Origin of the sequence: Kitasatospora sp. NPDC058492, from assembly GCF_042720685.1 — a bacterium.
Classification (GTDB): Bacteria; Actinomycetota; Actinomycetes; order Streptomycetales; family Streptomycetaceae; genus Kitasatospora.
In genome coordinates, this window is record NZ_JBHXMU010000058.1 from 1 (window position 1) to 13,810 (window position 13,810).

At 73.5% G+C, this 13,810-nt stretch carries 16 protein-coding genes; 7 read left to right on the forward strand and 9 right to left on the reverse strand.

The features are described 5' to 3' along the window. Positions 1-96: 96 nt before the first annotated feature. Entirely contained in the window at positions 97-876 is a 780-nt protein-coding gene (locus ACFWPI_RS30400) for an HAD-IIA family hydrolase (RefSeq protein WP_063349252.1), read from the reverse strand. Between the two features lie 515 nt (positions 877-1,391). Between ACFWPI_RS30400 and ACFWPI_RS30405 the strand changes: the two genes are divergently transcribed. The 3 genes from ACFWPI_RS30405 (at position 1,392) to ACFWPI_RS30415 (ending at position 4,101) form a co-directional block, all read left to right on the forward strand. Then, on the forward strand, positions 1,392-1,826 hold the full coding sequence (locus ACFWPI_RS30405) for a hypothetical protein (protein WP_380374569.1): 435 nt from the start codon (positions 1,392-1,394) through the stop codon (positions 1,824-1,826). Between the two features lie 200 nt (positions 1,827-2,026). Then, entirely contained in the window at positions 2,027-2,878 is an 852-nt protein-coding gene (locus ACFWPI_RS30410; RefSeq protein WP_380374571.1) for a hypothetical protein, read from the forward strand. A gap of 134 nt (positions 2,879-3,012) precedes the next feature. After that, complete coding sequence (locus ACFWPI_RS30415) at positions 3,013-4,101, forward strand: Gfo/Idh/MocA family oxidoreductase (RefSeq protein ID WP_380374572.1); 1,089 nt, start codon at positions 3,013-3,015, stop codon at positions 4,099-4,101. Between the two features lie 98 nt (positions 4,102-4,199). Here ACFWPI_RS30415 and ACFWPI_RS30420 read toward each other — a convergent pair whose 3' ends face one another. Next, positions 4,200-4,622: a type II toxin-antitoxin system VapC family toxin gene (locus ACFWPI_RS30420; RefSeq protein WP_380335072.1), complete on the reverse strand. Its 423-nt coding sequence runs from the start codon at positions 4,620-4,622 to the stop codon at positions 4,200-4,202. Next, entirely contained in the window at positions 4,615-4,899 is a 285-nt protein-coding gene (locus tag ACFWPI_RS30425; RefSeq protein ID WP_063349249.1) for a type II toxin-antitoxin system Phd/YefM family antitoxin, read from the reverse strand. The genes ACFWPI_RS30420 and ACFWPI_RS30425 overlap by 8 nt, the downstream gene beginning before the upstream one ends. Before the next feature lie 194 nt (positions 4,900-5,093). Between ACFWPI_RS30425 and ACFWPI_RS30430 the strand changes: the two genes are divergently transcribed. After that, positions 5,094-5,387: a DUF6412 domain-containing protein gene (locus ACFWPI_RS30430; protein ID WP_380374574.1), complete on the forward strand. Its 294-nt coding sequence runs from the start codon at positions 5,094-5,096 to the stop codon at positions 5,385-5,387. An 81-nt stretch (positions 5,388-5,468) separates the two neighbouring features. After that, positions 5,469-6,164: a YidC/Oxa1 family membrane protein insertase gene (locus tag ACFWPI_RS30435; protein WP_380374575.1), complete on the forward strand. Its 696-nt coding sequence runs from the start codon at positions 5,469-5,471 to the stop codon at positions 6,162-6,164. Between the two features lie 69 nt (positions 6,165-6,233). Here the strand turns inward: ACFWPI_RS30435 and ACFWPI_RS30440 are convergent, their stop codons facing one another. Both ACFWPI_RS30440 and ACFWPI_RS30445 read right to left on the reverse strand, forming a co-directional pair. Next, positions 6,234-6,920, reverse strand: a complete 687-nt coding sequence (locus ACFWPI_RS30440; protein WP_380335079.1) for an HAD family hydrolase — start codon at positions 6,918-6,920, stop codon at positions 6,234-6,236. 29 nt (positions 6,921-6,949) lie between these two features. Beyond that, positions 6,950-7,540, reverse strand: a complete 591-nt coding sequence (locus ACFWPI_RS30445; RefSeq protein ID WP_380374577.1) for an NUDIX hydrolase — start codon at positions 7,538-7,540, stop codon at positions 6,950-6,952. A 261-nt stretch (positions 7,541-7,801) separates the two neighbouring features. On the opposite strand from ACFWPI_RS30445, the gene ACFWPI_RS30450 reads away from it, so the two are divergent. Then, on the forward strand, positions 7,802-8,569 hold the full coding sequence (locus tag ACFWPI_RS30450; RefSeq protein WP_380335084.1) for a CDP-alcohol phosphatidyltransferase family protein: 768 nt from the start codon (positions 7,802-7,804) through the stop codon (positions 8,567-8,569). Positions 8,570-8,640: 71 nt separating this feature from the next. On the opposite strand, the gene ACFWPI_RS30455 is transcribed toward ACFWPI_RS30450, so the two are convergent. After that, positions 8,641-8,994 carry an ArsR/SmtB family transcription factor gene (locus ACFWPI_RS30455; RefSeq protein ID WP_380374579.1) on the reverse strand — a complete coding sequence of 118 codons (354 nt, stop codon included), beginning with the start codon at positions 8,992-8,994 and terminating at the stop codon, positions 8,641-8,643. A gap of 175 nt (positions 8,995-9,169) precedes the next feature. Between ACFWPI_RS30455 and ACFWPI_RS30460 the strand changes: the two genes are divergently transcribed. Next, entirely contained in the window at positions 9,170-10,159 is a 990-nt protein-coding gene (locus tag ACFWPI_RS30460; protein ID WP_380374580.1) for a zinc-binding alcohol dehydrogenase family protein, read from the forward strand. A 121-nt stretch (positions 10,160-10,280) separates the two neighbouring features. Here the strand turns inward: ACFWPI_RS30460 and ACFWPI_RS30465 are convergent, their stop codons facing one another. From ACFWPI_RS30465 to ACFWPI_RS30475, 3 genes are all read right to left on the reverse strand, one after another. Further along, entirely contained in the window at positions 10,281-11,108 is an 828-nt protein-coding gene (locus tag ACFWPI_RS30465; RefSeq protein WP_380374581.1) for a putative adhesin, read from the reverse strand. A gap of 137 nt (positions 11,109-11,245) precedes the next feature. Further along, positions 11,246-12,463: a PQQ-binding-like beta-propeller repeat protein gene (locus ACFWPI_RS30470; RefSeq protein ID WP_380374583.1), complete on the reverse strand. Its 1,218-nt coding sequence runs from the start codon at positions 12,461-12,463 to the stop codon at positions 11,246-11,248. 177 nt (positions 12,464-12,640) lie between these two features. Further along, positions 12,641-13,771: a methyltransferase domain-containing protein gene (locus ACFWPI_RS30475; RefSeq protein WP_380374584.1), complete on the reverse strand. Its 1,131-nt coding sequence runs from the start codon at positions 13,769-13,771 to the stop codon at positions 12,641-12,643. Positions 13,772-13,810 lie beyond the last annotated feature (39 nt).

The window sequence follows — 13,810 nt, forward strand, 5'->3', positions numbered from 1 at the left end:
ATCCGACAACCGCTCACCCGCACACGACTTGACCTGCCCCACCCTCGCCACACCACAACCAACGAGACAGACACACCAAAGTCACTGGCATTGAGGCTAGACCAGCTCGACCAGGTCCGCGATCGACTTGACCACCCGGGTCGGCCGGTACGGGAAGCGCTCGACGTCGGCGGCGGCGGTCAGGCCGGTGAGCACCAGGATGGTCTCCATGCCGGCCTCCATGCCCGCGACGATGTCGGTGTCCATCCGGTCGCCGATCATCACGGCGGTCTCGGAGTGGGCCCCGGCGGTGTTCAGCGCCTCGCGCATCATCAGCGGGTTGGGCTTGCCGACGAAGTACGGCTCGACGCCGGTCGCCTTGGTGATCAGGGCCGCGACCGAGCCGGTGGCCGGCAGCACGCCCTCGGGGGACGGGCCGGTCTCGTCGGGGTTGGTGCAGATGAACCGGGCGCCCTGGTTGATCAGGCGGATCGCCTTGGTGAGCGCCTCGAAGCTGTAGGTGCGGGTCTCGCCGAGGACGACGTAGTCCGGGTTGTTGTCGGTCAGCACGTAACCGGCCTGGTACAGCGCGGTGGTGAGCCCCGCCTCGCCGATCACGTAGGCGGTGCCGCCCGGGCGCTGGCCCTTGAGGAACTTGGCGGTGGCCAGGGCGGAGGTCCAGATGCACTCCTCCGGCACCTCCAGGCCCATCCCGGCCAGGCGGGCGCTGAGGTCGCGCGGGGTGTAGATGGAGTTGTTGGTGAGGACCAGGAACGGCTTGCCGGACTCCCGCAGCCTGCGCAGGAACTCCTTCGCGCCGGGAATGGGCGTGCCCTCGTGGATGAGGACGCCGTCCATGTCGGTCAGCCAGGACTCGATGGGCTTGCGGTCTGCCACGTAGGTGTCTCCTTGGTCTTGCAACGGTTCTGAACGATTTCGCACATCGCTCCGGACCGGACACCCTCGGCCGGCCGGGCGCCACTGGCTGCCCCAACACGGACCAGCCTAGAGCCTGCCTCCTCGGGCCGACCGGGGCGGCCCCGGACGGGAACGGCCACGGCACGCCTGCGGCAACGCATCCGCGTGCACCACTTCCGCCCGGGCACGGCCGCGGTGCGAATGGAGGCAGTCGGCCGGTGGGCGGGTTCGTCCGCGCAAACGCGCTACGCCGATGAGGGGACCACCGGGCGGTTCGTACCGGATCTTCCCGTGCGCTCCTGACCAGCGAAGTCGCACAGGAAGTCGGACAGTTCCGGTCCGGCTTTCGGCACGTCGGCGCGATGATCGAAGGGACAGGCGGGCCGCTCGGTGTTCTTGTTCTGGTGAGAGCCGGTTCGGCTCTCGTCACCGTGGCATCCGTGTTCGGCTGTGCTGCCGGACGCGTGAGCCCATCCTTCCCAGAACAGGGCCCCATGAAGATCCATCGCATAGCCGTCGCAGCTCTTGCCGTCGGCACCTTGCTGGCCGGAGGCACGGCTGCGGCCGTGGCCAACACCTCGACGAACACACCGAGTTCAGCATCGACCAGTCAGACCCGCAGGGACGCCGTGGCCTGCGCGGTCGCCACCGTCTCCTCGTCGGTCGCCGCCTCCAACGCCTCCACCGCGGCAGCCGCGGCGCAGGCCGACGCCGCGTCGGCCGCCGCCGCCCTCAAGACCTTCATCGCGGCGACCCAAGCCGTGCCACCCAACGCCGCCGCCGAGGCCGCAGCCGCCACCAGCGCCAGCGCCGCCGAGGCCGCCGCGGTCACCTCCTCCGCCGCTGCCGCCACCGCGGCCGCCACCGCTGCCACCGCCAGCGCCGCCGCCGTGAAGGCCTGCGCCGTTGCGGTGACCCCCACCGCCTGAGACGGACGCGCGGCATCGCTCGGCCGCCGGGTCAGGCCGTGGCGCGAAGCCTCTACGGCCTGACCCGGCTTGGCCCGGCTTGCTCTCGCGAGCCGCGCCCGTACCCGTGCCCGCAGCAGCCGCCGCCGCAGCCGCAGCCGCTGCCGCAGCGGGCACGGCACCACGAACACGGGGGTCTCCATCAACCCGAAGGGAACATCATGCGACGCATCCGCACCATCCCGGTCCTCGCCAGTTCCGTCGTCCTGACCGCCGTGCTGGCCGCACTGGCCCCCACCTCCGCACAGGCGGCCGTGGCCTGCAACGAGACGGCGCTGGTCGCGGCGATCAACGCCGCCAACAGCGCCGGCGGGGGCAACGTCGTCCTCGCGACCGGCTGCGTCTACACCATCACCTCGTCGCACAGCAGTGACACCGACGGCGCGAACGCGCTGCCGATCATCACCACCGCCATCACCCTGACCGGTGACAACGACACCATCACGCGCTCGACGACGGCCGGTACGGCCGGCTTCCGCATCGTCAAGGTGGCCGCGGGCGCCAGCCTCACCCTCAAGGGCAACGTCACCCTCAGCAACGGCTCCGCCGTCACCGACGGCGGCGGCATCCTCAACTACGGCGCGGTGACCCTCACGGCCAGCGCACTGACCGGCAACACCGCCCAGGGCAGGGGCGGCGGCCTGGCCAACGAGGACGTCGGCGCCCCCCAGAAGGGGGCGGTGGCGACCTTCACGAACAGCACTGTGGCCAGGAACAGCGCCACCGGCCAGGGCGGCGGGATCTACAACGGCCTGCGCGGGTCGCTCACCACCACCAGCAGTTTCATCGACGCGGGCAACAGCTCCGGATCCCAGGGCGGCGGCATCGCCGCCATCGACTCCACCTCCACCACGCTGACCAGCACCCAGATCAGCGCCAACCAGGCCGTCATGACGGCCGGCGGCATCTACCGGCAGAACGGCACCATGACACTCACCACGACACCGGTCAGTGGAAACACCCCCGACAACTGCGTCGGCAGCTCCCCCTCGGTACCCGGCTGCGTCGGCTGATCCGTCAACTGCCCTGAGGCGCCTTGCCCCCATGCCGTCCGACGAGCGAGGACGCGAACCGACGTCCGCCCCGCCTCCCGGCTCCGCCACTGCGAAACCGGGAGCAAGCGGGCGCCTCGTGATTGAGTGGTCGCATGAGCGCCTCGACCCCCTCGTCCTCCCCGGACCGCCCGTTCCGCGTCGGCCTGATCGGCTACGGCCTGGCCGGCTCCGCCTTCCACGCCCCGCTCATCGCCACCACGCCGGGGCTGCGGTTGGACGCCGTGGTCACCGCCAGCCCCGAGCGCCGCGAGCAACTGCGCCGCGAGCACCCCGGCGCCCGCGCCGTCGACACCCCCGAGCAGCTGCTCGCCGACCCGGACGCGCTCGACCTCGTCGTCGTCGCCTCGCCCAACCGCACCCACGCCCCGCTCGCCCGCGCCGCCCTGCGCGCCGGGCTGGCCACCGTCGTCGACAAGCCGCTGGCCGGCACCGCCGCCGAGGCGCTGGAGCTGTGCCAGCTCGCCGAGGCCCGGGGCACCCTGCTCTCCGTGTTCCAGAACCGGCGCTGGGACGGCGACTTCCTGACCGCCGCCCGGCTGGTCCGGGGCGGCGCGCTCGGCCGGGTGCACCGCTTCGAGTCCCGCTTCGAGCGGTTCCGCCCGAAGCCCAAGCCCGGCTGGCGCGAGCTCGCCGACCCGGCGGAGGTCGGCGGCACGCTGTACGACCTGGGCAGCCACCTGGTGGACCAGGCACTGACGCTGTTCGGCCCGGTGGAGACGGTGTACGCGGAGGTCGACGTGCGCCGGGACGGCGCGGTCGTCGACGACGACGCCTTCCTCGCCCTCACGCACGCCTCCGGCACCCGCTCGCACCTGTGGACCAGCGCCATCACCCCGCTGATCGGCCCCCGGCTGCGGGTGCTCGGCGACGCCGCCGGGTACGTCAAGCCCGGCATGGACCCGCAGGAGGCGCAGCTGCGGGCCGGGCACCGACCGGACGGCGCCCGCCCGTGGGGTGCCGACCAGCCCTCGCAGTACGGCACCCTCGGCACCGACGAGTCCTCGATCGCACTGCCCACCGAACCGGGCGACTACCCCGCCTTCTACACGGGCATCGCCGCCGCCCTGGCCTCCCCGGGCACCCCGCCCCCGGTCGACCCGCGCGACGCGGTGGCCACCCTGGCCGTCCTGGAGGCCGCCCGGGCCTCCGCCGCCACGGGCACCACGGTCCGCCTGGGCTGAGCGGCTGCCGGGCCTGCCGCCCCCTCAATTTCACTTCTAAGCTGCTTAGATGATCGACCGAAGGGGCGGCAGGCCACCAGCGCGAAGAGCGGCGGCCGTCACACCCCGATGACCTCCACCGCCGAGCCCAGGCCCCGGAAGTCCGCGACGTTGCGCGTGTACAGCGGCAGGCCGTGGGCCGAGGCCACGGCCGCGATCATCAGGTCGATCCGGCGCGGGCGCGGCTGCCGCCCGGCCGCGATGGTGAGGGTGACCAGCGTGCCGTAGCGGGAGGCCGCCGCCGCGTCGAAGGGCAGCGGGTCGAAGTCGGCCATCGCCGCGCCCAGCACCTCCAGCCGGGCGGCCCGGCTGACCGCGTCGCGGGCCATCGACACACCCTGTTGCAGCTCCGCGAAGGTGATCGCGGTCAGCTCCGGCACGGCCGGCAGGTTCGCCGGGGAGAGCAGGGCCAGATCGATGTAGACACAGGTGTCGAGCACCCCGGCCGGCCGCCGCCGGGCTGCCCGCCTGCGCTCAGCCACGCCGCCGCTCGAACGGGTCGTCGCCCTCGTCGCCCACCAGTTCCTCCGGGCCGAAGTACTCCTCGGCCTCCTTGCGCATCTGCTGGTAGTCCACCCGCGGCAGCTTCACGTGCCGCGCCACCAGCTCCTCCGCCGTGAGCCGCCGCCGTCCGGACACCGGTCGCAGCTCCGCGACCTCGACCCCGTTCCTGGTGATGTGGAAGGTCTCCCCGGCCTCCACCGCATCCATCACCGCGGCGGAGTTGTTCCGGAACTCCCGCTGGGTAATCGTCTTCATCCCTCCACGGTAGCCCCGTGTAGCACCTGCGGCTACGCCCCTGCACCGCTTCGCGAAGCACCCCGGCGCGGCGGGTGCGCCACGGGAATTCCGCGCCGGGCGGGAACTCGGCGGGCTCGGCGATCGTCCTGAACGTCTGAAGTCCCCCGAGTCCGTGGGGCCCCAAGCCCGTCACGTCGAAGGAGGAGCAGCGCATGACCGTCGTCGCGATGCTCCTCGGGCTGCTCCGGGTGCTGACCGGGGAGCTGGTGACCGAGGGCGGGACGGTCGCGTCGGTGGCGGCGGTCGCCGCCGTGGCGCTGCTGGCCGGTGCGGTCGCGGGCACGCTGGCGGGGGCGCGGCTGCTGGGCGCACGGGCGCCCACGGCGGTGCGCAGCGGGGTGCTGCGGCGGCGCGCGTTCCGTACGGCCTTCCTCCCGCAGCGCGATCCCGATGCCCGGGGCAGGCGACGCCCGAGGGCGCCGGGTGCGGCCCCGACGGCCGCGTAGCTTCGTCGTCTTCCGCCGTTCCACGCGGCCGTCCTCCGTCGACCACTCGTTTTCCGAGACCCCCGGAGGGCTCGCTCCACCATGTCCGTTCTCGCTGTTCTCGACCCGGCCGTCGCCGTCGCCCATGCCGGCGTCGCCGCGCTGGCCCAGGTACTGCCGACCGCGCTGGCGATCGTCCTGTTCACCGTCGCCGTCCGGCTGGCGTTGCATCCCTTCGCGCGCGCGGCGGCGCGGGGGGAGAAGTCGCGGGCGCGGCTGGCGCCGAAGGTCGCCGAGGTGAACCGGAGGTTCAAGGACCGCCCGGAGAAGCTGCGGGAGGCGCTCGCCGAGCTGTACCGGGAGGAACGGGCCTCGCCGTTCGCGGGGTGCCTGCCGATGCTGGTGCAGATCCCGTTCTTCTCGGTGATGTACCGCCTGTTCACCACCCCGAACGGCCTGCTGGACCACACCCTGTTCGGCGTGCCGCTCGGCCTGCACGTCGGGAGTGCGCACGGCGCCGGGCAGTTGGCGGTGTTCGGCCTGCTGTACGCCGGGCTGGCGGCGGTCGGGTACGTCAACTTCCGCCGGGCCAGGCGGGCGGCGGCCGCGCAGCCGACCCCCCAGCCGGGGGCGGGGCTGCTGCCTTACCTGTCCTTCGGGTCGGTGCTGTTCGCGATGCTGGTGCCGGTGGCCGCGGCGCTCCACCTGGTGACGACGAGCACGTGGACGGCCGCGGAGCGGGCCTGGCTGCATCGGGGTGGCGCACCGGCGCCGACGGCGGCGGCGCTCGCGCTGTGAGCCTCGCGCTGTGAACACCGCCGCCGAACCCGCCGATCTCGCCGAGGCCGCCGACCCCGCCGGCCTGCGTCAGAAGTGCCGCAGCAGTTCGGGGAAGGCCGCCAGTTGCAGGGTCGCCTCGTCGGGGCCGAGGTCCTGGTGCTCCAGGACCCAGGTGTGCTGGTGCGGGATGAAGACCGTGCGCAGGCCGGCCCGGCGGGCCGGGGCGATGTCGGACTTGGGCGAGTTGCCGATCATCCAGGTCCGGTCGGGGTCGAGGCCGAGCTCGGCGCCGAGCCGCCGGTAGGTGTCCGCCGACTTCTCGGCCACGATGTGGACGCCGCGGAAGTGGTGGTCGATCGTGGAGGCCGTCACCTTGCGCTGCTGCTCGTCGAGGTCGCCCTTGGTGAGCAGCAGCAGGTGGTGGCGTCCGGCGAGGTCGGCGAGGGTGTCGGCGACGCCGGGGATCAGCTCGATCTCGCGGCTGCTGAGCGGAGTGAGGAGGCCGTCGATCCGGGCTTCTTCGGCCGGAGTGGGGGTGCGGTCGCCGTTCAGCCGCCGCAGGCAGTCGGCGAGGCTCTGCCGGAACACGGCGGCGCCGTAGCCGAGGGCGGCGGAGTTGGCGGCTTCGATCTCGTCGAGGACGGCCCTGGCGCGGTCGCGGTCGGCCGGGGTGGCGACCCAGTCCAGGAAGCCGTCGATGACGCGCTCGAAGAGGACGTTGTTCTCCCAGAGCGTGTCGTCGGCGTCGAAGATGAGGGTCTGGTCGGTGTGCATCCGGGTGTGCTCCAGCGGGGTTCGGAAGGTCAGGCGGGGGCGTCGAGCAGGCGGCCGGCCCGGTCGAGCGTCTCGCGGAGGTTCTCCTCGGTGGTCCGCTGCCGGGCCTCGGCGATGGTCAGCCACTCCAACGGGGCGGCGGGGTTCTCCGGCCGCGCCCGCTCCGGGGTGCCGGTGGCCAGCAGGAAGCGCAGGTCGGCGTGTTCGTGGGCCGGTTCGACGGGCGACGCCGGGACGGGCACGACGGCGAGGTGGACGAGGGCGAGGTGGACGAGGGCGGCGTCGGGCCACGGGGTGAGGTCGGTGAGCCCGGTCTCCTCCAGGCCTTCGCGCAGCGCGATGTCCAGCGGCAGGGTCTCCCCCGGGTCGCCGTGGCCGCCGACCTGGAGCCAGGCCTGCTGGCGCACGTGCCAGCGCAGGAGGACGCGCCGGGTCGGCGGGTGGACGATCAGCGCGGAGGCGGTGAAGTGCAGCGGCGTCCCGCGGTCCCAGGCGTCGGCGGCCCCGGTGAGGTGGCGGACGCGCTCGTGGTCGGCGGTCTCCGTCGGGCCCTGCGGTCGGTGGTCGGCCAGCAGTTCGGCCAGGCCCGGGCTGTGCGCCGCGCCGCCTGTGGTCACCATGATCAGCACTCCTCGTTGCGCTCCGGACCACGTCAACGTCAACCGGCTTGCGGGGGCGGGTGATCGGGGCCGGGGCTTCCGGTTCCGGCGAACCCGCGCAGCCTAGCCCCGGGGCACTCCGGCGGCCCACCGGTTTTCCTCCCGAGGCCGCCCGGCAGCCGGCTCCCCCCTCTCCGGACGGCCACGAAGGGCCGGTCGGGGCGGCGCCCGGGAGGCCGTAGCCTGTGGTGATCGTTTCGGGACAGGTGGAGGGATGTCGTCATGGTGGCTGCTCCGGCGCTCGCGGACTTGCGCGAGGTGTGCCAGCCGCAGGCCAAGCTGCAGAGCCGCAACGGTGAGCACTGGGCGGGACGGCTGTACATGCGCCGCATCTCGCTGCGCACGACCCGGCAGTTGGTGCGCACCTCGGTGTCGCCGAACACCCTCACCTGGGTGATGGTGGTCTGCGGGGTCGGCGGCGGGGCGGCCCTGCTGATCCCCGGTCTGACCGGCGCCGTGCTGGCGGCGGTGCTGTTCCAGCTGTTCCTGCTCTTCGACTGCGTCGACGGCGAAGTGGCGCGCTGGAAGCGCCAGTTCAGCATGGCCGGGGTCTACGTGGACCGGCTCGGCGCCTATCTGGCGGACGCGGCGCTGATGATCGGCGCGGGCGTGCGGGCGGCCCGGGGCGGGTCGGAGCTGTGGGTGTCGGTGGGCCTGGCGGCCGCGCTGGGCGTGGTGCTGCTCAAGGCCTCGACGGACCTGGTGGACGTGGCCCGGGCCCGCAGCGGGCAGGCCCCGGCGGACGAGGAGTCCACCCAGCCGCGCTCGCAGGGCATCGCGACCGCGCGCCGGCTCGCCTCGGTGTTCAAGATCCACCGGGTGACGAACGGCATCGAGGCCTCCCTGGTGCTGCTCGCGGCGGCCGCGGTGGACGCGGCGCTCGGCAACCTGGACGCGACGCGGGCGGCGGTCGCGGGGATCGCGGTGATCACCTGGGGCATGGTGGTGGCGCACCTGGCGTCGATCCTGTCCTCCTCGCGCCTGCGCTGACGGGCGACGTGGGGCCCGCCGAGGCGGGCCCCACGCTCACGCCGCCCGCGCCGTCCGCACCAAGGCACACCTCAGAGTTGCGACTCCGACCCACCGTCGGTCTGAGCGTGGGCGGCAAGGATGGTGTCGAGGAGGCCGGGGAAGCGCTGTTCCAGGTCGACGGCGCGCAGGGCGGAGAACTTGCGGTTGGCCTCCTCGCGCTGGTGGATCAGGCCGGACTCGCGCAGCACCTTGAAGTGGTGGCTGAGGGTGGAGGGGGCGACGTCCACCGGGAAGGTGCCGCAGGCCCGCTCGGGTTCGGCGCGCAGGATGCGCACGATGGTCATCCGGGTGGGGTCGGAGAGCGCGTGCAGGACGTCGAGCAGGTCGATCTCCCCGGTCGCGGGGTGGGTGAGCGCCGGCCGGCGCCGGGTGCTGCGGGGCATGATCCGACCTCTCTGATCTGCGTTTGACCTGCGTCTGATCCGCGTCTGATCCACTTCTGATCAACATCTGATCTGCGCCTGATCTGCGATGTTCGACAATCATCGAAACTGCGTGGTACCACTGCCTCACGTCAATTTCGCCGTTCGTCGAACATCGTAGTCGAGGGGGACCGACATGCGCGCACTGGTGATGACCGCACCCGGTGGGGCCGAGCACACGGAGATCCGGGAGGTCGAGGCCCCGAGCCCCGGCCCCGGCCAGGTGGCGGTCGACGTCGCCTACGCCGGGCTGAACTTCGTCGACGTGATGGGCCGCCGGGGCGACGCCGGCTACGTCACCGCCTGGCCCTACCGACCGGGCAAGGAGGTGGCCGGCACCGTCCGGGCGGTCGGCGAGGGCGTCACCGGACTGGCGGTGGGCGACCGGGTGGTGGCCGCGCCCGTCGGCGGCGGCCTGGCCGAGGTGGTGCTCGCCGAGGCCGCGCTCACCGTGCCCATCCCGGACGGGCTGGCGCTGCGCGAGGCCGCCGCCGCCCCGCTGGGCCTGGCCACCGCCGTGCTGCTGCTCACCGACGCCGGACGGCTCACCGCCGGGGACACCGTCCTGGTGCACTCGGCCGGCGGCGGGATCGGCCACGCCGTCGCCCAACTGGTCCCGCTGATCGGGGGTGGCGGTCGGCTGATCGGCACGGTGGGCCGCCCGGAGAAGGCGGCGGCCGCCGTCGCCTCCGGCTACCACCACGCCTTCGCCCGCGACGAGGCGCTGCCCGAGGCCGTCCGGGCCGCGACCGGGGGCCGGGGCGTCGACCTCGTGCTGGACCCGCTGGGCACCGAGGCCCTGGAGCTCGACCTCGAACTCACCGCACCCGGCGGCCGGATCGTCCTCTTCGGCAACGCGGGCGGCGGCGCCGTCGCCGACCTGCCGCCGCTCGGCCGTCTGATGGCCGGGAACCTCACCGTCACCGGCTTCAGCCACCGCGCCCTGGCCGCAACCGCCCCCGAGCGGCTGGCCCGCGCCATCCGCACGGTCCTCGACCTGCTCGCCGGCGGTGACCTCACACTGCCGGTCACCGAAGTCCCCGGCCTGGCCGCCGTCCCCGCCGCGCACGATGCCATGGCGGAGGGTCGGGCCACCGGCAAGTACGTGGTGCGCGTGGCCGGTTGAGCCCTGCCCCGGGCGGCGCCCCTTGCGCAGGAAGTCGGGTGGGCCGACTTCCTGCGCAGAGCGCAGAGCGCGGAGCGCGGAGCCTGGAGCGCGGAGCCCGGAGCGTTGGAGGCCGGGCGGGTCAGGGGTTGTAGAGGCCGCCGGCCTCGCCGGGGTCGCCGGGGCCGTTGTAGCCCTGAGGACGGCCCTGGTTGCGCGTCCCGGGCCTGTTGGTCTCGACGAAGCGGCAGGCCGCGAAGTGCACGTCCCCCATGCCGGGCCGCAGGATGTCGCTCAGCAGCACGTCGCCGTCGAAGACGATCGAGCGGCCCGCGAGTTGGGGGTCGGTCAGCGTGGCGACGTTGATGACGGCGGCGGCCGGCGTCCCCGGGTCGAGTTCGACGTCGTACCCGCCGCCCACCGGGGTGGCGATCGCCGGGTTCCCCCGGATGGTGAGGCCGCTGGGGTAGGAGATGGTGTAGTTCTGCAGGCTCCGCCCGCCCACCACGGTGCGCGTGGCGCCACGGTCCTGCCCCTGTTCCACGCTGCCGCCCCGGTTGGCGCCGTTCTCCACCTGCCCGCCCAGGTCGTCGGGGAGGACCATCCCGTGCTGCGTGTAGAAGTGCACCCTCGTCCCTGCGGGCACCCGGAAGGTGCCGTTCGCGGCCTCCCAGGCGCCGTGACCGCTGAGCACGAGACCGTCCGTACGCGCGGGCGCGGTGTTGTCGGCCTCCCAGTCGTCGTCCGGGTTCTGGTGATTGATCATGGGCCGGTTCTGGTCGGCCGCGCGCTGGATCCCGGTCGCGTGGAGCATCTGCACGACGGCCGCGTTGCCGTGGGTGCTCTGGAGGGCGAGCAGCGACTGGGACGCGCCCCCCGCCCGGTTGGGGTTCCTGGTCGCCGGCTCCGAAGTACGGGCCGGCGTGCGGGCCTTGCCGGCGGCACCCTTGGTCCTGTCGTGGGCGTGCATCGTCCCCCTCTCGACTCGAAAGCTCACTCTCCTGGATATCGGTGGCGTCGGCCCGGGCGCCAGGTCCGTACGGGCAGTGCCCGCTGCCTGAAGGCGCACCGCGCGGTGCCCTGCCGCGCCGGGGCCTCGCGCGGAGGTCAGGCCGCGGGTATGCCCGCCGCGTAGAGGCCTGCCCGGCTGCCGCGGTAGGCGACGCCGCCGAAGGCGGTCAGCGAGAGCCCGGTGTACTCGGTGCCGAACTTGGCCGGATCGTCCTGCCATTGAAGCCGGCCGGTGGCGAGGTCAAGAGTGTGCAGCCGACCGTCGTTCAGCGCCACGTAGACCCGGCCGTCGGCGACGGCCATGGTGCTCATGCCCCGGCCCAGGCCGTCCGGCACCGAGGAGGTCCACCGGCTGCGGCCCGTACTCGCCTCCACGGCGACGACCCGGTCGTTGTCGAGGAGGCAGAGCGTCCCGTCGGCGACCGGGGCGGGCTGGACACCGGGGTGGCCGAGGTCGTCACGCTGCCAGAGCACCCGGCCGGTCGCCGCGTCCAGGGCGGAGACGGTCGAGGCAGAGGCGGTCGAGGCAGAGGCGGTCGAGGCAGAGGCGGTCGAGGCGGTCGAAGTGGCGCCGGTCGGGGCGGGGGCAGCGGAAGTGGACAGGTAGAGGACGCCCTCGTGGACCACGGGCCGGTCGACGAGCTTGCCGACGGCGGGCTGCTCCCAGCGCCGCTCACAGGTCTTCGCGTCGAGGGCGGAGATCCCGCCTGCGGGGGCGGCGAGGTACACGGTGCCGCCCGCGACCGCCGGTACGCAGGCGGCCTCCAGCGGGCTGCTCCACCGGGCTTCGCCGGTCGCCGCGTCGTAGGAGTGGACGCGGCCGTCGCAGGTCACGAACACGTCCCCGCTGACGGTGGGGCCGTCCGTCCATCCGGACAGGTAGCCCCCCGGCGCGGGCACGGCCCACCGGACGGCTCCGGACGCGGCGTCCAGGGCGTGGACGTGGGAGTCGGTGGTCACGCAGACCAGTCCGTCACCTGCGGCGATCGGCCAGCCGAAGTTGCTGTCGGCGGGATTGTGCGAGGTGACCTTGGCGCTCCAGCGCGGGGTGCCGGTCCGCAGGTCGAGGGCGCTGACCGTGCCGTCGAAGTCCGCGACGTAGAGGTCGGGCTGCGGGGTGGCCGACAGGGCGACCCGACTGCCGGTACCGGTCCGGCTCCAGACGCGGTGGCCGGTGTCGGCGTCCCGCCGCGCCCACCAGCCGATGCCCCCGACGGTGACGGCGGCCCCCGCCACGCCGGCGGCGCCCAGCAGCATGCGCCTGCGGCTGACGTGGGGGCGGACGGGATCGGTCTGCGATTCGTTCGAGGTCACACCGAAGGTGACCGTCTGCGCCCGCCGCCGGTTCCACCGCGCGGGCGAGCTTCACAGAAGGCGCCGAAACGGGTGGCCAGGACGCGGCCGGGATTCTGAAGGTCGCGCGCAGGAAGTCGGACCGGCCGACTTCTTGCGCGGGGGCTCAGGTCAGGCGCCTGGGGGTTCGCGGCCGGGTCAGACGATCAGGTTGCCGGGCTCGTCGAGCCACACGTGCTGTTCGCCGGTCGGCGTCATCGTCACGCCGAAGCGGGTGAGGTCCGGTTCGCCGTCGGCGAGCCATGCTCGGCGGGCGCGGACGATCTCGTCCCACAGGCGGCGGGGCCCGGCCTGCTGGACTGCGTCGGCGGCGCCCCAGTCGTGGTGGCGGACGGACGCCCAGGAGCCGGCGCCGTCGGAGAGCCGCATGCGATAGGTGCCGCCAGGGTCTGTGTCGTCCCAGGTGTGGTGATACCGAACGCCAGGCACCCGGAGGCCGATGGCGAACGCCACGTCCACGTTCTCCAACGCCAGCTCCGGGTCGATCGGCGACGAGCCCCGGTGGATCGGCCGGTCGGTCGGTTCGGTCACCGGGTGGGGACGCTGGCTGCGGACCCACATGAAGCTGACGTTGTCCACGAACCTGCCGTGGGAGGGCTCCCCCGGACCGCCGACCACCAGGCGCAGGAGTCCGGCGTTGGCGTAGGGCGTGCCCCAGGGGGTGACGATCACCCCGCCGGGGCGGGTCTGTTCGAGCCAGGCACGCGGCAGTCGGCGGACCGCCGCCGTGGAATGGACGCGATCGTAAGGCGCCCGGAGGGGCTGGCCTTCGAGGCCGTCGCCAGTCGAGCAACTGGGCTGGAGGCCTGCTGCGGTGAGTCGTCGGGCCGCTGCGGCAGCGACCGCTCGATCGACCTCGACGGTGGTCACGTGGGCGTCGCCGAGCCTGGCGGAGAGGAGCGCGCTCGTCCATCCGGTGCCGGTGCCGATGTCGAGCACGGTGTTCCCGTCGACCACGTCCAGGTGCCGGAGCATTCTCGCGACGAGGGACGGCATGGAGGCCGAGGAGGTGGCGATGCCCGGCCCGGTATCCAGGCCGCCATCGATCTGGGTGACCACCACCTCGTCGGCGTTCACCAGCGCCCACCAGGTGTCCGGGTGGTCGGCCCGGTTGATCCGGCCGTAGCCGGTCGGGCTGTCGCCGTCCGGGGCCCAGACGGCGTCCGGGACGAAGGAAGAGCGCGGGGCGCGCTCGAACGCGCCCCGCCACCCCTCGCCCAGCGCCCCCGCCGATTCCATCCGGGTCAGTAACTGTGCGTAGTCGTCCATCAGTTGGCGCTCACTTCTTCGGCGGCTTCACGGGCTTGG